Origin of the sequence: Streptomyces griseoflavus, from assembly GCF_014649995.1 — a bacterium.
GTDB lineage: Bacteria > Actinomycetota > Actinomycetes > Streptomycetales > Streptomycetaceae > Streptomyces > Streptomyces griseoflavus.
Genome location: NZ_BMUC01000021.1, coordinates 71382 through 92449 on the forward strand (window position 1 = coordinate 71382; position 21068 = coordinate 92449).

19 protein-coding genes are annotated in these 21068 nt (G+C 72.8%); 10 read left to right on the plus strand and 9 right to left on the minus strand.

The window, feature by feature from the left end; translation table 11 throughout:
• Positions 1-86 precede the first annotated feature (86 nt).
• Complete coding sequence (locus IE172_RS31255) at positions 87-2654, minus strand: CHAT domain-containing protein (protein ID WP_190100748.1); 2568 nt, start codon at positions 2652-2654, stop codon at positions 87-89.
• Between the two features lie 164 nt (positions 2655-2818).
• On the opposite strand from IE172_RS31255, the gene IE172_RS31260 reads away from it, so the two are divergent.
• From IE172_RS31260 to IE172_RS31270, 3 genes are read left to right on the plus strand one after another with little or no spacing between them, the layout of a single operon-like run.
• Positions 2819-4249, plus strand: a complete 1431-nt coding sequence (locus tag IE172_RS31260; RefSeq protein ID WP_190100705.1) for a S8/S53 family peptidase — start codon at positions 2819-2821, stop codon at positions 4247-4249.
• 59 nt (positions 4250-4308) lie between these two features.
• Complete coding sequence (locus tag IE172_RS31265) at positions 4309-4884, plus strand: RNA polymerase sigma factor (RefSeq protein ID WP_190100706.1); 576 nt, start codon at positions 4309-4311, stop codon at positions 4882-4884.
• The gene (locus tag IE172_RS31270; RefSeq protein ID WP_190100707.1) at positions 4881-5378 is read left to right on the plus strand and encodes a hypothetical protein; all 498 of its coding nucleotides are present in this window, start codon (positions 4881-4883) and stop codon (positions 5376-5378) included. The genes IE172_RS31265 and IE172_RS31270 overlap by 4 nt, the downstream gene beginning before the upstream one ends.
• Before the next feature lie 150 nt (positions 5379-5528).
• Here the strand turns inward: IE172_RS31270 and IE172_RS31275 are convergent, their stop codons facing one another.
• A complete protein-coding gene (locus IE172_RS31275) occupies positions 5529-6326 on the minus strand; it encodes an N-formylglutamate amidohydrolase (protein ID WP_190100749.1) in 798 nt (265 codons plus the stop codon).
• A gap of 104 nt (positions 6327-6430) precedes the next feature.
• Between IE172_RS31275 and IE172_RS31280 the strand changes: the two genes are divergently transcribed.
• Positions 6431-6772: a DUF5713 family protein gene (locus IE172_RS31280; RefSeq protein WP_190100708.1), complete on the plus strand. Its 342-nt coding sequence runs from the start codon at positions 6431-6433 to the stop codon at positions 6770-6772.
• An 80-nt stretch (positions 6773-6852) separates the two neighbouring features.
• Here IE172_RS31280 and IE172_RS31285 read toward each other — a convergent pair whose 3' ends face one another.
• Together IE172_RS31285 and IE172_RS31290 are read right to left on the minus strand one after the other, a co-directional pair.
• Positions 6853-9072: an NADP-dependent isocitrate dehydrogenase gene (locus tag IE172_RS31285; RefSeq protein ID WP_190100709.1), complete on the minus strand. Its 2220-nt coding sequence runs from the start codon at positions 9070-9072 to the stop codon at positions 6853-6855.
• A gap of 146 nt (positions 9073-9218) precedes the next feature.
• Positions 9219-10316, minus strand: coding sequence for a mechanosensitive ion channel family protein (locus tag IE172_RS31290; protein ID WP_190100710.1), 1098 nt, complete (start codon positions 10314-10316; stop codon positions 9219-9221).
• A gap of 275 nt (positions 10317-10591) precedes the next feature.
• Between IE172_RS31290 and IE172_RS31295 the strand changes: the two genes are divergently transcribed.
• Positions 10592-12496, plus strand: a complete 1905-nt coding sequence (locus IE172_RS31295; RefSeq protein WP_190100750.1) for an ABC transporter ATP-binding protein — start codon at positions 10592-10594, stop codon at positions 12494-12496.
• An 86-nt stretch (positions 12497-12582) separates the two neighbouring features.
• Here the strand turns inward: IE172_RS31295 and secD are convergent, their stop codons facing one another.
• The 4 genes from secD to IE172_RS31315 are packed head-to-tail and all read right to left on the minus strand — an operon-like array spanning position 12583 to position 17068.
• A complete protein-coding gene (gene secD / locus IE172_RS31300; protein WP_190100711.1) occupies positions 12583-14928 on the minus strand; it encodes a protein translocase subunit SecD in 2346 nt (781 codons plus the stop codon).
• A gap of 42 nt (positions 14929-14970) precedes the next feature.
• On the minus strand, positions 14971-15393 hold the full coding sequence (locus IE172_RS31305) for a hypothetical protein (protein ID WP_190100712.1): 423 nt from the start codon (positions 15391-15393) through the stop codon (positions 14971-14973).
• The gene (locus IE172_RS31310; protein WP_190100713.1) at positions 15390-16076 is read right to left on the minus strand and encodes a response regulator; all 687 of its coding nucleotides are present in this window, start codon (positions 16074-16076) and stop codon (positions 15390-15392) included. The genes IE172_RS31305 and IE172_RS31310 overlap by 4 nt, the downstream gene beginning before the upstream one ends.
• The gene (locus IE172_RS31315) at positions 16073-17068 is read right to left on the minus strand and encodes a HAMP domain-containing sensor histidine kinase (RefSeq protein ID WP_190100714.1); all 996 of its coding nucleotides are present in this window, start codon (positions 17066-17068) and stop codon (positions 16073-16075) included. Before IE172_RS31315 ends, IE172_RS31310 begins: the two co-directional genes overlap by 4 nt.
• A gap of 272 nt (positions 17069-17340) precedes the next feature.
• On the opposite strand from IE172_RS31315, the gene IE172_RS31320 reads away from it, so the two are divergent.
• Genes IE172_RS31320 through IE172_RS31335 form a run of 4 tightly spaced genes read left to right on the plus strand, consistent with a single transcriptional unit; the run spans position 17341 to position 19549 of the window.
• Entirely contained in the window at positions 17341-17667 is a 327-nt protein-coding gene (locus IE172_RS31320) for a TraR/DksA family transcriptional regulator (RefSeq protein ID WP_190100715.1), read from the plus strand.
• 46 nt (positions 17668-17713) lie between these two features.
• Positions 17714-18082, plus strand: a complete 369-nt coding sequence (locus IE172_RS31325; protein ID WP_190100716.1) for a TraR/DksA family transcriptional regulator — start codon at positions 17714-17716, stop codon at positions 18080-18082.
• On the plus strand, positions 18079-18882 hold the full coding sequence (locus IE172_RS31330; RefSeq protein WP_190100717.1) for a rod shape-determining protein: 804 nt from the start codon (positions 18079-18081) through the stop codon (positions 18880-18882). The genes IE172_RS31325 and IE172_RS31330 overlap by 4 nt, the downstream gene beginning before the upstream one ends.
• Positions 18883-18925: 43 nt before the next feature.
• The gene (locus IE172_RS31335) at positions 18926-19549 is read left to right on the plus strand and encodes an Rv1733c family protein (RefSeq protein ID WP_190100718.1); all 624 of its coding nucleotides are present in this window, start codon (positions 18926-18928) and stop codon (positions 19547-19549) included.
• 36 nt (positions 19550-19585) lie between these two features.
• On the opposite strand, the gene IE172_RS31340 is transcribed toward IE172_RS31335, so the two are convergent.
• The gene (locus IE172_RS31340; RefSeq protein ID WP_190100719.1) at positions 19586-19765 is read right to left on the minus strand and encodes a hypothetical protein; all 180 of its coding nucleotides are present in this window, start codon (positions 19763-19765) and stop codon (positions 19586-19588) included.
• A 268-nt stretch (positions 19766-20033) separates the two neighbouring features.
• Between IE172_RS31340 and xynA the strand changes: the two genes are divergently transcribed.
• On the plus strand, positions 20034-21044 hold the full coding sequence (gene xynA / locus IE172_RS31345) for an endo-1,4-beta-xylanase XynA (RefSeq protein ID WP_190100720.1): 1011 nt from the start codon (positions 20034-20036) through the stop codon (positions 21042-21044).
• Positions 21045-21068 lie beyond the last annotated feature (24 nt).

The window sequence follows — 21068 nt, forward strand, 5'->3', positions numbered from 1 at the left end:
GGAAGTCGACAGGGAGCCGCACCGGAATCATCCGGTGCGGCTCCCTTCGTCACGCCGTCGCGCGTGGCCACCGCCGACCACCGGGTTCACGCCGCCCCGAACGCGGTGAACGCCCACCCCGTCGCCCGGTGCAACGCGTCCCGCGGCAGCGCGCCGCGGGCGTCGCGCAACGCCTCCGCCAGGGAGAGCCCCCGGTCCAGGCCCTCGTGCAGGGCGAGCATCAGCGGCACGACCGCCGCGTCGTTGACCGGCGCGCTGCACGCCACCACCCCCGCCGTGCCCAGCGGCAGCAACGCCGTGACCAGGCCGAGGAGTTCGTCCGCGCCGACCGAGGCGAAGCGGGCCGTGTCGCAGCACGACAGGATGATCCGGTACGGACTGCGGTCCAGCCGCTCGAAATCGTGCACGATCAGCGGACCGTCGGCCATCCGCAGGGACGAGAACAGCGGCCCGTCCGCGCGGAACGCACCGTGCGCGGCGATGTGCGCCAGCACCGCCCCGTCCAGCTCCGTCAGCACCCGCGGAACCGTCGCGTCCTCGTGCTCCAAAACCGTCGCACCGCCGTAGCGGCCCGCCAGTTCCGGCACCTCCGCGCCGCCCGTCGCCAGGCCCGGACCACGCACCAGCACCTGGCGGCCCCCGCGCGGCGGCGCCGTCTCCTTCGCCCGCAGCCAGCTGCTCGCCGACGGCGACACGCTCAGCACCCGCTCCCGCAGCGACGGAAGCAGCGCCCACGGCACCCGGTGCAGCCGCCCGGGCGGCACGATCACCACCGGCCCGTCCCCGAGGTGCGCCGCGGCCGGACCCAGCAGCAACTCCTCCAGCCGCCGGCCGGCCGCCTCCACCACCGGCAGCCGCGCCTGCGCCCCCGGATGGGCCAGCCGCCGCAACCCCGCCTGTACGTGCTCCGCCTCCGTCTCGGCCGCCGCCAGCAGCCCCGCCTCGAACCTGCGCACCCTGCCCCGCCCGCACAGCAGGACCTGCACCCGCCCGTCGAGCACGGCCAGCTCCACCAGCCGTACGTCCTCACCCAGCCGCGCCAGCAGCCGGCCGGCGTCGAAGCGGTCCCCGCCGTCCGGAGCCGCACCCCGCATGTGCAGGGTCCGGGACCGGATCTCCCGTTCCAGGCGCCGCTGTTCCCGCTCCAGGGCCGGCACGGGCCTGCCCTCCATCCGGGATTCCTCCGCGCGGGCGGCGATCTCCCGGTAGGCCGTCATGTCGCTGAGCAGCGCGGGGTCGGCCGGGGGACGGGTGGGCGGCGCCGACAGGGCGGTGGCCCGCCAGCGCTCGCTCCACACCAGCAGCCGCCGCGGCCCGCCCGAGACCATGCCGGCCTTCTGCGCGAGCGCGGCCAGCTCGGCGCCCTGCGCGGTGGCCCGGGCCCGCAGCTCGGAGGCGCCCAGCGTCATCCGGTGGTCGTCGAGCACGTCCAGACCGCGCCGGCACGCCTCCAGCACTCCGCGCGGGGAACCGGCGGCCTGCGCGCGCAGCGCCTGGGCCGCCCAGCCCGTCATCCGCGCGAGCGGCGGCCCGCCGCGCCGGCTGCGCGCGGCGGCCGCCAGATGCCGCTCCGCGTCCGCCGTCCAGCCGAGGTCCAGCGCGATCCGGCCCGCCAGCAGCGACGCCTCGGGCGCCGCCGGAGCGCCCAGCGCGACCAACTGCTCCGCCACCGCCGCCGCGTCCGCGACCAGCCGGCCCGAACCGCGCCCCGCCGCGTGCCGGGCCCCGATCAGCACCAGCCGGGCGTGCGCCTCCCACCAGGTGCGCCGCTGCCCCGCGAACAGCCGCACCGCCAGCGCCGCCCGCGCGATCGCCGTCCCCGGCTCGTCCGCCAGCCGGGCCGCCCGCGCCGCGGCCAGCAGCAGCTCCGCCCTGCGCGTCGACTGCCCGCCGATCCCGTCCAGCGCGTCCAGCGCGGTGTCCGCCTCGGCCAGCGCCTCCGCCGCCAGCCCCGCCGCCATCAGCACCTCGCAGCGCCGGATGCTCAGCATGAACGTGGGCGTGCCCAGCTTGGCGTACCGTTCCTCCGCCTCGTCGAGCAGGCGCAGCGCGACCGGGACGTCACCCGCGCGGAACGCAGCCAGGCCCCGGCTCTCCACGGAGTCCGCCTTGTCGTGCTCCTGGCCGGTGGTCTCCCAGAGGGCCTCCGCCGCGGCGAAGTCGGAGTCCGCCCGGTCCACCGAACCGAGCGCGAGGTGCACCGTCGCCCGCAGCGTCAGCGCGCGCGCCGTCCAGATGACGTCATCGGCCTGCCGCAGTACGGGAATCGCCCGCCGTACGTCCTCCAGCGCCTCCCTGTGGTGGCCCAGCACCCACCACGAGTACGCCAGCCGGAACAGCACCCGCGCGCGGGTGTGCCCGCTGCCGCGCTCGACACCCCGGCGCAGGGCGTCCATGCCCTGCCGGGTGCGTCCCGCGTGCACCAGCGCCACCCCGAGCGTGGCGAGGACGTCCGCCTCCCGCTCCGCCGACTCCGCGCGTGCCGCCCAGGCCCGCGCCCGCCGCAGATGGCTCAGGGCGAGCCGCATGTCGCCGAAGTCCCGCTGCCAGATGCCGATCACCTGATGGGCGACGGAGGCGTGCAGCGGCGCGGGACGGCCGCGCAGGACCTCTTCGGCCCCCGCCAGCGCCTCACCCGGTGCGGCGAACACCATCGGCAGCAGTTCCAGCACCGAGTCGCTTCCGGCTGTCACCCCACGATGGTAGTGCTCCGCGACCACGCCCCACAGATGTGATGTTGTATCAAAAGGACGTCCATCGGCTCTCCTTCAGGAGAGCTCCGCGGCCCCGGCCGCGCCACCCGAGTGGAGGACCCGCCATGGCACCACAGCGATTCCGTGAGCAGTTCGCGCAGATCCAGCGTTCCATGCCCGACGTCCCCCTCGCGATCGGTCCGGACGACGCGGGCGAGTTCCTCTACGAGAAGGGCGTCGTCCTCGCCCGCGACGGGGAGGAGGCCCGCGTCGTCGAGGACACGGTGCGGCAGCACTTCACCACCTTCGCCGGACTCGCACCGGACCACGTGCGCCGCGCGGGCCCCGAGACCAACCGCTCCGGCATCACCCGCATCCAGGTCGCCGACCCGGGCCGGGGCGACGGCAGCGGCGACCCCGCGGTGGCGGGCGCGCTGCGCGCCCTCTCGGCGACCGAGGGCCGCGCGGGACACCGGATGATCAGCCGCAACCACGTGGTGTCGATCGCCGTCAACGCCTGCCCCGGCGACGAACCCGTGCCCGTGGCGCCCGGCACACCGCCCAATCCGGGCGCCGCCGAGGGCGACCACGACCCGGACAGCGCCGTCGGCGTCCTCGTCATCGACACCGGCCTCATGCACGACCACGGCTCCTACCCGCTGCTCGCCCACACCCGCGGCGACGCCCAGGTCGCCGAGTGCGACGGCGACGGCATCCTCCAGCAGTACTGCGGCCACGGCACGTTCATCGCCGGACTCGTCGCCGCGGTCGCCCCCAACACCGACATCACCGTGCGCGGCACGCTCAACGACGCGGGGGCCGTCCTGGAGTCCGAGTTCGGCGAGAAGCTCTTCGAGGCGGTCGACGAGGGCGGCTGGCCCGACGTCATCAGCCTCTCCGCCGGGACCTCCAACGGCCGCACCGACGGCCTCCTCGGGGTCGACGCCTTCATGCGCGAACTGCGCGCACAGCGCACCCTGCTGGTCGCCGCCGCCGGGAACAACGGCAGCGCCACGCCCTTCTGGCCCGCCGCCTACGCGGACCTGCCCGGCTACGAGGACGCCGTGCTGTCCGTCGGCGCCCTGCGCGGTGACGGCGAGTACGGCGCCTGCTTCAGCAACCACGGCGGCTGGGTGAAGGCGTACGCGCCCGGCGAGCGCCTCACCAGCGCCCTCACCGGCTTCGACACCCCCGTCCCGTACGTGTACCAGCACTCCACGTACGACGCCTGCCGCTACGGCTTCACCTACCCCTGCACCTGCCTCCACCCGCGCCACAACGGGGTGCTGAGCGAGGACGGCGGCCCCGCCAAGCCGGACCAGGTGATGTTCGAGGGACTCGCCCAGTGGAGCGGTACCTCGTTCGCCACCCCCGTCGCCGTCGGCATGATCGCCGCCCACATGACCGCGCGGGCGGAGACCGACCCCCGCACGGCGCGACGGCGGCTCATGGACGCCACCACGGAGTTCGCCGAGGTCCGCGGGTCGCACGTGCCCGCCCTGCTTCCGCCCACCTGGCGCCCGGTGCGGGTGTCACCGCCCGTGGCCCGGGCGTGAGGACCGGAGTCGTCCCCTCCGCGGCGTACGATGACGTGCCGTACACGAGGGGTGGGACCGTGGAGCACAGGGAAGTCGGCGCGTTGGTCCGGTCCGCTGTCGACGGTGACGCGGCGGCCTGGAAGGCGATCGTGGAAGGGCTGGGCCCGCTGGTGTGGTCCGTGGTGCGCGCGCACCGGCTCTCCGACGCCGACGCGCACGAGGTGTGCCAGACCGTGTGGTTCAGGTTCGCCCAGCATCTGGGGCGGATCCGGGAACCGGAGAAGGCGGGCTCCTGGCTGGCCAGCACCGCGCGCCACGAGTGCCTGAAGGTGCACAGGAACGCGCGACGGCTGATGCTGACGGACGATCCGCACCTGCTGGACCGGGTCAGCGAGGACGGCTCGCCGGAGCAGTCGCTGCTGGAGGCGGAGGAAGCGGAGGCGCGGAGCGAGAGCGTGCGGCGGTTGTGGCAGGAGTTCGAGGAACTCGGCGAGCGGTGCAGGCAGTTGCTCCGCGTGCTGATCGCCTCGCCGCCGCCCAGTTATCAGGAGGTGTCCGCCGCGCTCGACATCGCGGTGGGCAGCATCGGGCCGCTGCGCCAGCGCTGTCTGCGCCGGCTGCGGGCCCGGCTCGAGGCACGGGGGGCGACGTGAGCGACAAGAACGACACGAACGACACGAACGGCGCGAACGACGGCGCGGGATGGGACGACGGCTTCGACACCGGGCTGCTGGAGGAGGAACTCCGGCAGGCGGCGGCCGTCCTGGACCCGCTGCCTCCCGCCCTGCTGCAGAGCGCCGTCGACGCCTACGCGTTGTACGACCTCGACGCCCGCGTCGCCGAGCTGACCTTCGACTCGCTGGTCGACGCCATCCCGGTCAGGGGAGCGACGGACGTGCCGCGCATGCTGACGTTCAGCGCGGGCGGGGTGACGCTGGACGTGGAGGTGAGCGCGCAGGGCCTGATGGGTCAGGTGCTGCCGCCCCAGCCGGCCCGCATCGAGGTACTCGGCGGCCCGCGGACGACCGCGGCGCTCACCGCCGACGACATGGGCCGCTTCGCCGCGGACACCACCCCCGCCGGCCCTTTCGCGCTGCGCCTGCGCGCCGGCGACGAGGTGGTCACCACGGAATGGCTCCGCGCCTGACCCCTCCGGTGGCGGAGGTGTGACCGCCTCGTCCGGCCTCCCACGGGCCGCGGCCCGGACGGGCCGCAGCCGGAGACGCCCCTACGGGGGCATCCGGGCGGGGCCCGGTGACCGGGCCCCGCGGCGCACGGACCGCCGCGGCGCCGGGCGTCAGCCGGAAACCGCGTCGACGAGGGCGGCGAGTGCCGAGGCGAGGGGGGACAGGCCCTCGTGCGGGGCGCCGCCCGGTTCGGTCATGTAGGTGTCCCGGCGGATCTCCACCATCAGCGCGGACACCTCGGCACGCTTCCCGAAGAACTCCAGCGGCACGTACGTGCCGGCGAACGGGCTGTCCAGCCCCGTCTCCCCGCACGGGGCGAACGCCTCCCGGGCCGCGTCCAGGAGCGCGGGCGGGGTGTGGAAGGAGTCGGTGCCCAGGCAGATCTCCGGCCGCGGCCCGTCGCCGTGCAGTTCGTAGGGCAGCGGCGCGCTCGGGTACGAGTGCACGTCGATGATCACGGCCCGCCCGGTCGCCGCGAGCCGCCCGGCGACCGCCTCCGTCATCGCCCGCGCGTACGGCCGGAAGTACCGCTCGACCAGCGGCTTGGCGTCGAACCCGTCGGGCCGCAGCACGTCCTTGTGCGTGGTCCGTGTGTAGACCGCGCCCATGCCGGCGGACAGCATCTCCTCGCGCTCGTCCGGGAACCGCTCCGGATCGACGACCAGCCGCGACAGCCGGTTCACGAACCGCCACGGCACGACACCGGCCGCCCGGGCCGCCGCCTCGGCGATCGACGCGGTGTGCGAGTCGGTGATGTGGTCCAGTTCCCGCTCCAGAGCGGCGTCGTCGAGCACGATCCCGGGCCGGACGTCGGCGGGTATCTGCCGCGCCGAGTGCGGGACGTGGAGGATCACGGGGGAGTCGGCGTCGCCGGGAAGGAACGCGAAGGACGGCGGGACATCGGTCAACGGCGTGACATCGGTCATGCGGCTGCTCCGGGAGCGTTGTCAGTGGTGCACGGAAGGATCAAGGTGCCACATGCCACTGACAACGCCGACAGCGAAGGACCCTCGTGCCGATCAGCAACGCGTACGTGACCGGCCGCCCGTTCCTGCGGGCCCTGTACCGGAGCGACTACTACCCCGACCACGTGGTGGACCGGGGCCGGGCGATCCTGCTCGCCCTGTGCGCACGCATCGAGGCGGACCGCCCCGCGGACCTGGCCGGGCTGTACGCGCTCACCCACGCCGCCACCGAGGAGTTCAACGCTCTCCAGGACGAGTTCGGGGCGGCCGGCAGCGAGATCGACACGGTGGCCCGGGACGGGATCGGCGGGGAATTCCGCTTCGTCGCCCGGGCGTACGGCTTCGCCGACGCCGACGTCGAGGAACTGATCGCCCCGCGCGACTGGTGACCCGTCGCGCGGGCCGCGAACGCGGATCCGCCCCGGCCGGGCGCGGTGCCGGCCGGGGCGGATCCGCCCTGCTGCGAGCGTCAGCTCAGGGACGCCAGCGCCTCGTTCCACGTGGTGGACGGGCGCATGACCTCGGCGGCCTTGGCCGGGTCGGGCTGGTAGTAGCCGCCGATCTCGGCCGGCTTGCCCTGGACGGCGTTCAGCTCCTCGACGATGACCGCCTCATTGGCGCCGAGCGTCTCGGCGAGCGGGGCGAAGGCCTTCGCCAGGTCCGCGTCGTCGGTCTGCGCGGCGAGCTCACGCGCCCAGTACAGGGACAGGTAGAAGTGGCTGCCGCGGTTGTCGATGCCGCCGACCCGGCGGGTCGGGGACTTGTCCTCGTTGAGGAACGTCGCCGTGGCGCGGTCCAGGGTGTCGGCCAGGACCTTGGCGCGGGCGTTGCCCGTGGCCTCGGCGTACTGCTCCAGCGACGGCACCAGCGCGAAGAACTCACCGAGCGAGTCCCAGCGCAGGTAGTTCTCCTTGACGAGCTGCTGCACGTGCTTCGGCGCCGAGCCGCCCGCGCCCGTCTCGAACAGGCCGCCGCCCGCCATCAGCGGGACGACCGACAGCATCTTGGCGCTGGTGCCCAGCTCCAGGATCGGGAACAGGTCGGTGAGGTAGTCACGCAGCACGTTGCCGGTCACCGAGATGGTGTTCTCGCCGCGGCGGATGCGCTCCACCGACAGCTTGGTCGCCTCGACGGGCGCGAGGACGCGGATGTCCAGGCCCTCGGTGTCGTGCTCCTGGAGGTACTGCTCGACCTTGGCGATCAGGTTGGCGTCGTGGGCGCGGGTGGCGTCCAGCCAGAACACCGCCGGGTCGCCGGTGGCGCGGGCACGGGTGACGGCCAGCTTCACCCAGTCGCGGATCGGGGCGTCCTTCGTCTGGCAGGCGCGGAAGATGTCACCGGCGGAGACGGCCTGCTCGATGACGGCGTTGCCGTCCGCGTCGACCAGGCGGACCGTGCCCGTGACGGGGATCTCGAAGGTCTTGTCGTGGCTGCCGTACTCCTCGGCCTTCTGCGCCATCAGACCGACGTTGGGCACCGAGCCCATGGTCGACGGGTCGTAGGCGCCGTTGGCCCGGCAGTCCTCGATCACGGCCTGGTAGACACCCGCGTAGCTGGAGTCCGGCAGGACGGCGAGGGTGTCGGCCTCCTGGCCGTCGGGGCCCCACATGTGACCGGAGGTGCGGATCATGGCCGGCATGGACGCGTCGACGATGACGTCCGAGGGGACGTGCAGGTTGGTGATGCCCTTGTCGGAGTCGACCATCGCCAGCTCCGGGCCCTCGGCGAGCTCCGCGTCGAAGGACGCCTTGATCTCCGCGCCCTCGGGCAGGGACTCCAGGCCCTTGTAGATGCCGCCCAGGCCGTCGTTCGGGGAGAGGCCGGCCGCGGCGAGCTTGTCGCCGTACCGGGCGAACGTCTTCGGGAAGAAGGCGCGCACCACGTGGCCGAAGACGATCGGGTCCGAGACCTTCATCATCGTGGCCTTCAGGTGCACCGAGAAGAGCACGCCCTCCTGCTTGGCGCGGGCGACCTGCGCGGTCAGGAACTCGCGCAGCGCGCCGACGCGCATCACGGAGGCGTCGACGACCTCGTCCTTGAGGACGGGCACGGACTCGCGCAGCACGGTGGTGGAGCCGTCGTCGCCCTTGAGCTCGATGCGCAGCGCGCCGTCCTCGGCGATGACGACCGACTTCTCGGTGGAGCGGAAGTCGTCCGCGCCCATGGTGGCGACGTTGGTCCTGGACTCGGCGGTCCAGGCGCCCATGCGGTGCGGGTGGTTCTTGGCGTAGTTCTTCACCGAGGCGGGGGCGCGGCGGTCGGAGTTGCCCTCACGCAGGACCGGGTTCACGGCGGAACCCTTGATCTTGTCGTAGCGGGCGCGGATCTCGCGCTCCTCGTCGGTCTTCGGGTCGTCCGGGTAGTCCGGAAGCGCGTAGCCCTGGCCCTGCAGCTCGGCGACCGCGGCCTTGAGCTGGGGGATCGAGGCCGAGATGTTCGGCAGCTTGATGATGTTGGCCGCGGGCGTCTTCGCCAGCTCACCGAGCTCGGCGAGGGCGTCCGGAATGCGCTGGTCCTCGGTCAGGTACTCCGGGAACACGGCGATGATCCGCCCGGCCAGCGAGATGTCCCGCGTCTCCACGGCGACACCCGCCTGCGAGGCGTACGCCTGGACCACCGGCAGGAAGGAATACGTCGCCAGGGCCGGGGCCTCGTCAGTGTGCGTATAGATGATGGTCGAGTCAGTCACCGGGTGCTCCGCTCCACGTCTGCAACATTGCTCGACATCAAGATATCTTGTGACGGCGTCCGGCTCGACAGGGGTCCACGCCGAGTTCCGGGCGATCTCCCGCCACCCGGTCGTGCGGCCGTGGCGGGAGCGGGCCCGGAAGGTCCTCAGACCGGCCGGGTGACGGTCATGTCGTCCGGCGCGGACTCCGGGGCGCGCTGCTGGGGGAACATCACCGCGCCCTGCTGGATCGCCACCGTACGGGCGGGGGAGGGGATGCGGATGCCCTCCTCGCGGTAGCGGCGGTGCAGCCGCTTGATGAACTCGTGCTTGATCCGGTACTGGTCGCTGAACTCGCCCACGCCCAGGATCACCGTGAACCCGATGCGTGAGTCCCCGAAGGTGTGGAAGCGCACCGCGGGCTCGTGCTCCGGCACCGCGCCGGTGATCCCCGTCATGACCTCGGCGACGACCTCCTTCGTCACCCGCTCCACCTGCTCCAGGTCGCTGTCGTACGACACCCCGGCCTGCACCAGGATGGTCAGCTGCTGCTCGGGACGCATGAAGTTGGTCATGTTCGTCTTGGCGAGCTGCGCGTTCGGGATGACCACCAGGTTGTTGGACAGGTTGCGGACGGTCGTCTGACGCCAGTTGATGTCCTCGACGTAGCCCTCCTCGCCGCTGCTCAGCTGGATGTAGTCACCGGGCTGCACGGTCTTGGAGGCGAGGATGTGGATGCCCGCGAAGAGGTTGGCGAGCGTGTCCTGGAGCGCCAGCGCGACCGCCAGACCGCCGACGCCCAGGGCGGTGAGCAGCGGGGCGATGGAGATGCCCAGCGTCTGCAGGCCGACCAGGAAGCCGATCGCGAGGACCAGGATCCTGGTGATGTTCACGAAGATGGTCGCCGACCCGGCGACACCGGAGCGGGCCTGGGTGACCGAGCGCACGAGGCCCGCCACCACCCGGGCGGCCGACACCGTGGCGGCGAAGATGACCAGCAGGGTCAGCACCTGGTTGACGTTGTGCTGGACGGTCCGGGTCAGCGGCAGCGCCGCCGCCGCGGCGGCCATGCCGGCCGCGACCGCCGCCCACGGCACGATCATGCGCAGGGAGTCCACCAGGACGTCGTCCCCGCGCCAGGTGGTGCGCTCGGCGTGCCGGCCGAGCCAGCGCAGCAGCATGCGGAGCAGGAACGCCGCCAGCAGGCCGGCGGCGAGGGCGATGCCGGCGAGCACCAGATCGTCCATGGTGAGCGAGCGGGTCACCGCTCACCTCCGGCGAATTCCCGGTCCGACGGGGGTATGTGAAGTCGTGTCACGTGGTCACCTGCTCGAGGTCAACGGGATGTAGGGCGGGCCGGCCGCCCGGCCTGCGGTCGGCGCGATCGCTCATCCTGCCGTATCCCGCGGGGCCGTTCGTACCACGGAGGGCGGCTCGGGCCCGTGCGCGAGCACCCGGCCGCACGGGCACCGCGCGGCGTGAAGGACGGCGCATCCTTGACCTCAATCAAGGTCGAGGTCCTACCTTCGCAGGCATGAGCATGGAGACCACAGCGTGGACACAACTGCGCAGCGTCATGACCGCCGAGGACGAACACCGTCCCGTGACGCGGGAGACGCTGCGCCGCATCGCCGCCTTCGCCCGCCCGCACCGCCGCCGGATCACCCTGTTCGTGCTGCTCGGCACGGCGACCGCGGCACTCGCCGTCGCCACCCCCGTGCTCGCCGGACAGGTGGTGGACACGATCGTGTCCGGCGGCGACGGGGACGCCGTCGTCCGCCTGGCGCTGCTCATCGCGCTGATCGCGGTCGTGGAGGCCGCCCTCGGCGTCCTGGGCCGGAGGCTGTCGGCGGCGCTCGGCGAGGAACTCATCCTCGACCTGCGGACAGCGGTGTTCGACCATGTGCAGCGCATGCCCGTCGCGTTCTTCACCCGCACCCGGACCGGAGCGCTCGTCTCCCGTCTCAACAACGACGTCATCGGCGCCCAACGGGCCTTCAGCAACACCCTGTCGACGGTGGTCGGCAACGTGGTCACCCTGGTGCTCGCCCTCGCGGTGATGCTCACCCTGTCCTGGCAGATCACCCTGCTGGCGCTGGTGCTGCTGCCGGTGTTCGTCGTCCCGGCCCGGCGGATGGGCCGCCGCATGGCCGCCCTGCAGCGCGAGGCCGCCGCCCTCAACGCGGCCATGGGCACCCGGATGACCGAGCGGTTCTCCGCCCCCGGCGCCACCCTGGTGAAACTGTTCGGCCGCCCGGAGGAGGAATCGCGGGAGTTCGCGGCGCGCGCCCGCAGGGTCCGCGACATCGGCGTCCGTACGGCCACGGCACAGACGGTGTTCATCACCGCGCTGACCCTCGTCTCGGCCCTGGCCCTCGCGCTGGTCTACGGCCTCGGCGGCCGGCTCGCGCTCAGCGGCGTCCTCGAACCGGGCGCGGTGGTGGCACTGGCCCTGCTGCTGACCCGGCTGTACGCACCGCTCACCTCCCTGGCCGGGGCGCGGGTGGAGGTGATGAGCGCGCTGGTCAGCTTCGAGAGGGTCTTCGAGATCCTCGACCTGGAGCCGATCGTCCGGGAGAAGCCCGACGCGCGCGAGGTGCCCGAGGGCCCGGTCGCCGTCGAGTTCGACGACGTGCGCTTCGGCTACCCGTCCGCCGACAAGGTCTCCCTCGCCTCCCTGGAGGAGGTCGCCGCCCTCGACCCGCGCGGCGGCGAGGAGGTCCTGCACGGCGTCTCCTTCCGCGCCGAGCCGGGGCAGACCGTCGCCCTGGTCGGCTCCTCCGGCGCCGGCAAGTCGACCGTCGCGGCCCTGCTGCCGCGGCTGTACGACGTCGACTCGGGCGCCGTACGCGTGGGCGGTGTCGACGTCCGCGACCTGACCGCCGCCTCACTGCGCGCCACCCTCGGCATGGTCACCCAGGACGGCCACCTCTTCCACGAGAGCGTCCGCGCCAACCTGCTGCTCGCCCGGCCGGACGCGGGCGAACCCGACCTGTGGGACGCCCTGCGCAGGGCCCGCCTGGACACCCTCGTACGGGCCCTGCCCGACGGCCTGGACACGGTGGTCGGCGAGCGCGGCTACCGGCTCTCCGGCGGGGAACGCCAGCGCATGACCATCGCGCGGCTGCTGCTGGCCCGCCAGCGGGTCGTCATCCTCGACGAGGCGACCGCCCATCTGGACAACACCTCCGAGGCGGCCGTGCAGGAGGCGCTCACCGAGGCGCTGGAGGGCAGGACGGCGGTGGTGATCGCGCACCGGCTGTCCACCGTCCGCACGGCCGACCTCATCCTGGTCGTCGAGGCCGGCCGGATCGTGGAACGCGGCACCCACCGGAACCTGCTGGCCGCCGGCGGCCGCTACGCCGAGCTGTACCGCACCCAGTTCGCCCACCGGCCGACGACGGACGGCCCGGGCGACGGGCGCGGCGCACCGGCGGCGGCGTAGCACCCCGCGCACGGCACCGGGCGCTCAGCGCGCGGCAGGCCGCCGCCGGCCCCGGAACCGGGACCGGCGGCGGCCTGCCGTACGGGTCACTTCACCTTGCCGACGGCCTCCGCCCGGCCCGTCTCCTTCGCGGCGCCGGCCGCGGCCCGGCCGGAACCGCCGCGGGCACGACCGTGACCACGGCCGCGGCCCCGCCCCTTGCCGCCCTTGCCGTCCTTGCCGTCATGGGAGAACGCCTCGAGCTCGATGGCGAGCGGCGAGGCGGTCAGAACCGACGAGTACGTGCCGACCAGCATGCCGATCAGCAGGGCGAGCGCGAAGTCGGTGAGCGAGTCACCGCCCAGCACGGCCAGCGCGGCCAGGATGAAGATCACACCGATACCGGTGTTGACCGTACGCGGCACCGTCTGCAGGATCGCCTGGTTGGTGACCTGGGCCAACGGTTCCTTGCTGTCCTTCCGCCACAGCTCGCGGATCCGGTCGAAGACCACCACGGAGTCGTTCACGGAATAGCCGATCACGGTGAGCAGCGCGGCCAGGAACACCCCGTCGATCGGCTTGCCGAGCCAGGCGAAGATGCCCGTGAGGATGACCACGTCGTGCGCCAGCGCCGCGACCGCGCCGGTACCGAACATCCAGCGGAACCGGAACGCCAGGTACAGCAGCTGGGCACCGAGCGCCAGACCGAGCGCGATCAGCGCGTTGCGGCGCAGCTCGTCACCGAGGCTCGGACCGATCAGCTCGTCACGGACCTTCTCCGCCCCGCCGCCGACCTCGGCGATGGCGTCGGCGACCTTGACCGCCTCCGCGTTGGTCAGCTCCTCGGTGCGCACCGTCAGCTTGTCGTCACCGGAGGACTGCACGACAGCCTGCGGGAAACCGGCGTCGGCCAGTGCCTCGCGGGCCCGGTCCGGGTCGACGGTGGTGCTGGTGGAGTACTCGATCAGCCGGCCGCCGGTGAACTCCACGCCGTAGTTCAGGCCGCGCACCACGATGCCCGCCGCGGCGACGGCCAGCACGACGGCGGACACCGCCAGCCAGCGGCGCGGGCGCCGCATCAGCTGGGGGTTGCGGCGGGTGAGGTAGGTACGGACCCGGCCGATGGAGGCCAGGCCGGTGATCTTCGGCCGGCGGTGCACCCAGTTGCGGGACACGGCGAACTCGGCCAGCACCCGGGTGATCACCAGGGCACTGACCATGGACGCGACGACACCGATGCCCAGGGTGACGCCGAAGCCCTTGACCGGACCGGACGCGAGCAGGAACAGCAGCACCGCCGCGATCAGCGTGGTGATGTTGGAGTCCGCGATGGCGCTGAAGGCGCCCTTGAAGCCGGCGGTCAGGGCGGAACGGCTGCTGGGCCGGTTGCGTTTGCCGTACTCCTCCCGGGCCCGTTCGAAGACCAGCACGTTGGCGTCCACCGCCATACCGATGGCCAGCACGAAACCGGCCAGACCGGGCAGGGTCAGCGTCGCGCCGAGCGCCGCGAGACCGGCGTAGGAGATCAGGCCGTAGCAGACCAGGGCCAGCGTGGCCAGGAGACCCATCAGGCGGTACACGACGATGATGAAGATCGCGGTGAGGGCGGTGCCGACGACCGCCGCCCAGGCGCTCGCCTCGATGGCCTCGGCGCCCAGCGTCGGGCCGACGGTCCGCTGCTCGACCGTCTCCACCGGCACCGGCAGGGCACCGCCCTTGACGAGCAGCGCGAGCTCCTTGGCCTCGTCACTGGTGAAGGAACCGGTGATCTGCGTGGACCCGCCGGTGATGCCCGCACCGCAGGACACGGACGGGTCGACCTGCGGCGAGGAGATGATCTTCTTGTCGAGGACGATCGCGACCCGGCGCTGCGGGTCACCCGCCGGGTGGCAGGCGGCCTCGCCGGTGAGCTTGGCCCAGCCCTTGTCGTCCTCGAAGTCCACGGTGACGTGCCAGCCCGCGCCGGTCTGCTGGTCGATGAGGGCCTCGGCGTCCTCGACGTCCTGGCCGCGCAGCGCCGCCGGGCCCAGCCGGAGCCGCTCACCCGACTCGTCGGGCAGCACCTCCTCGCCCTTCTCCTGCGGCTTGTCCCCCTCGGCGGCCGCGCCGAGCACCGGGTGGACGGAGAGCTGGGCGGTACGGCCCAGCACGTCGGCGGCCTGGCGCGGATCCTGCAGGCCGGGCAGCTCGACGATGATCCGGTTCTCACCGGAGCGGACGATGCTCGGTTCGGCCACGCCGAGCGCGTCGACGCGCCCGCGCAGCACCTCCAGGGTGCGGTCGGTGGCCTCCCCGTTTGCCTTCACGGTCTCGGAGTCACGGGTCTCCAGCACGATCTGGGTGCCGCCCCGCAGATCCAGGCCCAGACGGACCGGGACGGTGACGGCGATGAACACGGATGCGGCGATCACGGCGAGCGCGAACAACGCCCTGAAGCGGGCGGGACGTTTCACAGATGCCTCCAGCAGGCACACGAATATGAGGAAAAAGGGGTCTCACGTGCTGGAGGCGACGGGCGGAGCCCGCCCCAGATCCGACGGTACGTACGCGGCCGCCGGCGGCGCGTGCCCCGCCGCCGGTGCCGGCCGCGCGGGCCGGGGCGGCATCAGCGGCGCGTACGCCGGGGTGAAGAGCAGATGCCCGTCGAACATGGTCCGCTCACCGGCGTCCCGTTCCAGCCGGGTGAGCAGCGCGCGGACACCGACGTAGGCGTCGTCGCTGTACGGGCGGGTGTCGGAGGAGTACGACGTCGGGGCGGGCGACTCACCGGTCAGGGACGCGCGGGACGCGGCACCGGGAACGCACTCGGTACCGCCGGTGACGCCCAGCGCCAGCAGCACGGCCGCGAAGGCGGCGACGGCCGCCGCGGCCGCACGGAACGGACGGCGGGGGACACGCCCCCGCGGGGCGGTGGTCAAGGCTCGACGAGTCCGGCGCGAATGGCGTAACGGGTCAGCTCGAGACGGTCCCGCAGCCCCAGTTTGTGCAGCAGGTTCTCGCGGTGCCGCTGCACCGTCTTGACGCTGATGAACAGCAGCTCGGCGATCTCCTTCGACGAGTGCCCCTCGGCGACGAGCTTCAGCACCTCCTCCTCGCGGGGCGTCAGCAGCTGCTCGGGCGCCTCCTCCCCGTGCCGCACCCGGTCCAGGTAGTTGCGGATCAGCGCGGTCACCGCGCCCGGGTACAGGAACGGCTCGTCCCGCATCGCGGCCCGGCAGGCGGCCACCAGATCACGGTCGGCGACGGACTTCAGCACATAACCGCCCGCGCCCGCCTTCAGTGCCTGGAACAGGTACTGCTCGTTGTCGTGCATCGTCAGCATCAGGATGCGCAGCCCCGGCTTCAGCGCGGTCAGCTCACGCGCGGCCTGCAGACCGGTCAGCCGCGGCATGGCGATGTCCAGGACCGCCAGGTCGACGTCGTGCGTGCGGGCCATGGCGATGGCCTCCGCGCCGTCACCGGCCTCGGCCACCACCTCCAGGTCCGGCTCCCGGTCGAGGATGAGCCGGACCCCGCGCCGCACCAGAGCGTGGTCGTCGGCGAGCAGGATCCGGATCTTCGGCTGCGTCCGGTGGTCGGCGGGCGTTTCCTGACGGTTCATGACTGCTTCCTGACGGCGGGCACGGTGAGCCGGACACGTGTCCCGATTCCTGTGGTGAGGGCTGTGCGGGCCGGGACGGCCCCGGCCGGGCTCGAGATGTCCAGCATGGCCCCGATCAGCAGCGCCCGTTCCCGCATCCCGCGAAGACCGGCACCCTCCTGCGCGGCACCGATGCCGCGCCCGTCGTCGGTGACCTCCAGGACGACACGACCGTCCCTGCCGCGCAGGCTCACCTCCACGTTCCGGGCCTCCGCGTGCCGGGCGGCGTTGGTCAGACTCTCCTGCGCCACACGGTAGATCACCAACTCGGTCTCGTGGTCCAGCACGGGAAGATCGGCGTCGAAACGGCGTCGCACGCGCAGCCCGGTGTGCGTGGCGAACTCCGTCGCCAGCGACGTCACCGCACTGACCAGACCCAGGTCGTCCAGGACGCCCGGACGGAGCCGGCGCACCAGCCGGCGGACCTCGTCCAGGCTCTCCCGGGTGATCTCCTGCGCCTGCTGGAGCTCACCGCGCAGCGGCTCGGACGCCTCGTCCGCGGCCCGCTTCAGCGCCAGCAGCACGGCGGTCATGCTCTGCCCGACCTCGTCGTGCAGCTCCTGGGCGATCCGGCGCCGCTCGCCCTCCTGGGCGAGGATGGCACGGGCGCTGCTCGCGGCGCGTTCCCCCTCCAGCCGCTCCAGCATCGCGTTGAAGGAGCTGACCAGCTCGGCCACCTCCCCGCCACCGCGCACGGGCAGCCGCTGCCCCGGACGCAGCAGGTCGACGGTGGACATCAGCCGGGTCACCCGGTCCAGCGGCGTCAGCCCGATGCGCAGCAGGGCGGCGTTGGCCACGAGCATCACACCGAGTCCGCCCACCAGGATGACCGCCTCGGTGAGCAGCACCGGCACGGACACGGTCACCGGAGCCCACAGCAGCAGCGCCGTGGCACTGCCCAGCACCACGGCATTGAGCCCGAAGATCCGCCAGTACAGGGACACGGAGGTCACGCCTTCCTCTTTCTCGTCTGCCTCTACTGTCGGTCACCGCTCATTCTTTCGCGGCGGCGGCCCCCATGGTCCCGGCGGACAGCGCACAGCGTGCCCGCCGCGCACCGCCCGGGTCGATGGGCCCCGCGCCCCATTTCCCACGGCCCGCCCGACCCATGCCGAGCGGGGTGGGTCCTCGGACCCGTCACAGATGGGTACCGCGCCCAATGGGCCCCAAGCGGAAAGCGGGCGATGGTGGGGGCATCATCCGTACGTCTTGAGGAGGCCCCTCCGTGTCGCTCGACCTGCCCCGCACCGAACCGCGCTCCGTCAACCCGGCCGCGGACGAGGTCCGTCAGCGGCTCGAACACGCCCGAACGACCCGCCTCGCACAGCTCAAGGCCCTCGACGACACCGGGCAGAACCCCGGTGACCACCTGATGTCCAACCAGAAGGACGCCATCAAGCGCGTCCTCACGGAGATCGACGAGGCCTTCGCCCGGGTCGAGGACGGCACCTACGGCACCTGCCTGGGGTGCTCCAAGTCCGTGCCGCCGGAGCGACTGGAGATCCTCCCGCACACCCGGTACTGCGTCGCCTGCCAGAGCCGAGCCGCCTGATCCCCCTTCGTTCCGTCCTTCTCGCCCGCTCTGCCCAAGGGGTGCAGTGGTGACCCATCAGACCATCGACGAGCCCGACACGGTCCTCACACCCGAGGACCTCGCCGCGCTGCGCGAGAACCTGCACGAGCAGCTGCTGTTCCGACAGGAGCAGCTGCGGCAGTTCGCCTCCACGACCCGTGCCGACGACCGCCGCCGGCAGGCGGACGCCGCCCAGCTCGAGGTCGGCGTCAAACTCGCCGCCTCCGCGCGCATGGTGCTCGCCGACGTCGAGGCGGCACTCGCCCGGATGGAGTCCGGGAACTACGGCACCTGTCATCTGTGCCGCCGCCCGGTCGAACGCCACCGCCTGCTGATCGTCCCCCAGGCCCGCTACTGCGGGCGCTGCCAGCAGGTGAGGGAGGCCGGCCGGTGACCGTGATCCGGCACCCCCGGCCGGCTCCGGTACGTCACCGGCACTGGCCGCTGTGCAGGCGCTGCTCAGGGATCGCTCTCGACCTGGGCAGCGCCCGCACTCGCGCGTGGATCGCGGGGCGGGGGATGGTCCTCGACGTGCCCACCGTGACCTTCCCCGGCACCGGTGCCGTCCACCCCATCCAGCGCGGCACCATCGTCGACACCGCCGGCACGGCCCGCATGCTGGACCGGCTGCTCGGCCACCGGATGCCCAGGATCGGCCGCCCCCTCGTCGTCCTCACCGCCCCCGTCCTGGACGGGCTCGCCTTCCGGACCGCGGCCCGCGCGGCCGTGGAGATCCTGCGGCCGCGCTCCGTGCTGACGGTGCCCGGCGCGCGGGCGGTGGCGCTGGCCGCGGGCGCCGACCACGTCCGTCCGCTGCTGGTCGTGGACATCGGCGCCCACCTCACCGAGGTGGTGCTGCTCGCGGACGGCGCGGTGACCGACGCCCGCCGCACCGCGCTGGGCACCGGAGACCTCTCCGACGGCACGGAACCCGAACTGATCACCGAGGCGGTGACCGGCATGGTGACGGCGATGCTGCGGCAGGACCGCACCTCCCTCACCCGCACCGCCCTGCGCCGCGGCGTCCTGCTGGCCGGCGGCGGGGCGCTGCGCCCCGACATCACCCGCGACCTGCCCGACAGCCTCGGCTGCCCGGTCCAGCCGGTGCCGTCCCCGCACACCGCCGCCGTCCGGGGCGCCGCCGGCCTCCTCGCCGCGGCCCACCACCACCCCTCCGCCACCGGAACCCTCTGACCCACCCCGAATGCCTGCGGCCCCGCGCGAAGGGAGATACGACGTGGCGGGCGAGACAACTCCGGCACAGCCGCCCCCCGGCGCGCCCTCGCGTCCCCTGCCGTGGCGCCGGCGGCGCAACCCCCTGCGCCGTCGCACCGACCGGCTGCAGACCTGGATCGGCCTCGGCGTGCTGGTCGCCGTCCTGGCCGTGGCGCCCGTGACCGCCGTCGTCGTCGGCGACGTCGCCCGCGGCCACTACGAGGACCTCGCCCGTCACCAGACGCAGACCAGGTACGAGACGGACGCGACGCTCACCCGGGACGCGCCCCGTCACCCGGAGCCGGGCTCGGACGAGGAGAAGCACACCCGCTACCCGGTCGAGGTCCGTGTCGTCACCCGCGAGGGCCGCACCCGCACCACCCGCGCCGAGGTCCGGCCCGGGCTGAGCGCCGACAACACGGTACGCATCTGGATCACCGAGGACGGTGAGGCGACGGAGCCGCCGCTGACGTCGAAGGAGGTCCGCAGCCGCACCACGGGCTGGGCCCTCCTCGCCGCCATGGGCGTCGCCCTCACCGGCGCCGCCGCCCACGCCCTGACCGCCCTCGTGCTGCGCCGCCGCAACCTGGCCGACTGGGACACGGCCTGGGCGGAGACCGCACCCCGCTGGACGACACCCACCTGACCCGGTGCGCCCGGGCGAGCGCCCGCGGCGCGACGGTCAGCCGGAGCAGCGCCCCGACGCCCTGCCCGGCCGGCCCGGTGTCGTATTCCCGGCCGGGTACAGCGTGCCGGTGGCGCGCAGTCGCTCCAGCCGCCGCTTCACAGCCGTACCGGACAGCCCGGCCACCGCCCGCGGCTCGGTGAGGGGCGCACGGTCGTCCCGGCGCAGCGCGGGCATCTCGCCTGTCCGGTCCGCGAGACCTGGCCCGGTTCGAAACATTCGCTGATGTGTCGTCAGGCTTCGGGTCGCTCGTCGACGTGACCGAGTCCTGCTTGAACTTGACTTGGTCAAAGCGACGTCTGAACTGCGGATACCCCAGAAGGAGCACGCTCCGGGTGCAGCGAAGATTTCGAAACATCGACCGAAACTGTTGACGCTTGACGCGCACAGGCCAACACTGTCCGGCATCGACCTCCCCATCGAGCCGTCACAGGAGGCGCACCACATGAACGTGTCCGTCCGCCCCGAGGGCCGCCGCCGCGGCCGCCTGCTGCTCAGCGTCAGAAGTGTCTGGACGATCGCGCTGGCCGCCGTCACCGCGCTGCTCCTGACCGCCACCACCGCCACCGCCGCCGTCACCACGAATCAGACCGGCACCAACAACGGCTGGTGGTACTCGTTCTGGACCGACGCCCAGGGAACCGTCTCCATGGACCTGGGCTCCGGCGGCAACTACAGCACCCAGTGGCGCAACACCGGCAACTTCGTCGCCGGCAAGGGCTGGAGCACCGGCGGCCGCAAGACCGTCAACTACTCCGGCAGCTTCAACCCGTCCGGCAACGCGTACCTGACGCTCTACGGCTGGACCACCGGCCCGCTCATCGAGTACTACATCGTCGACAACTGGGGCACCTACCGGCCCACCGGCGAGTACAAGGGCACCGTCACCACCGACGGCGGCACGTACGACATCTACAAGACGACCCGGTACAACGCCCCCTCGATCGAGGGCACCAGGACCTTCGACCAGTACTGGAGCGTCCGGCAGTCCAAGCGCACGGGCGGCACCATCACCAGCGGCAACCACTTCGACGCCTGGGCGAGCAAGGGCATGAACCTGGGCAGCCACAACTACATGATCATGGCCACCGAGGGCTACCAGAGCAGCGGCAGCTCCAACATCACGGTGAGCGAAGGCTCCGGCGGTGGCGGCGGCAACGGCGGCGGTGGTGGCGGAGGCGGCAACAACGGCGGCTGCACCGCGACCCTGTCGGCAGGCGAGCGGTTCGGCGACCGGTACAACCTCAACGTCTCGGTGAGCGGCTCCAGCAACTGGACCGTCACCATGAAGGTGCCGTCACCGGCGAAGGTCTCCTCGACCTGGAACGTCAGCGCGTCCTACCCCGACAGCCAGACGCTCGTCGCCAGGCCCAACGGCAGCGGCAACACCTGGGGCACCACCATCCAGACCAACGGCAACTGGACCTGGCCGACGGTCTCCTGCAGCGCCGGCTGACCCCGTCCGAGGAGGACCCCTCAC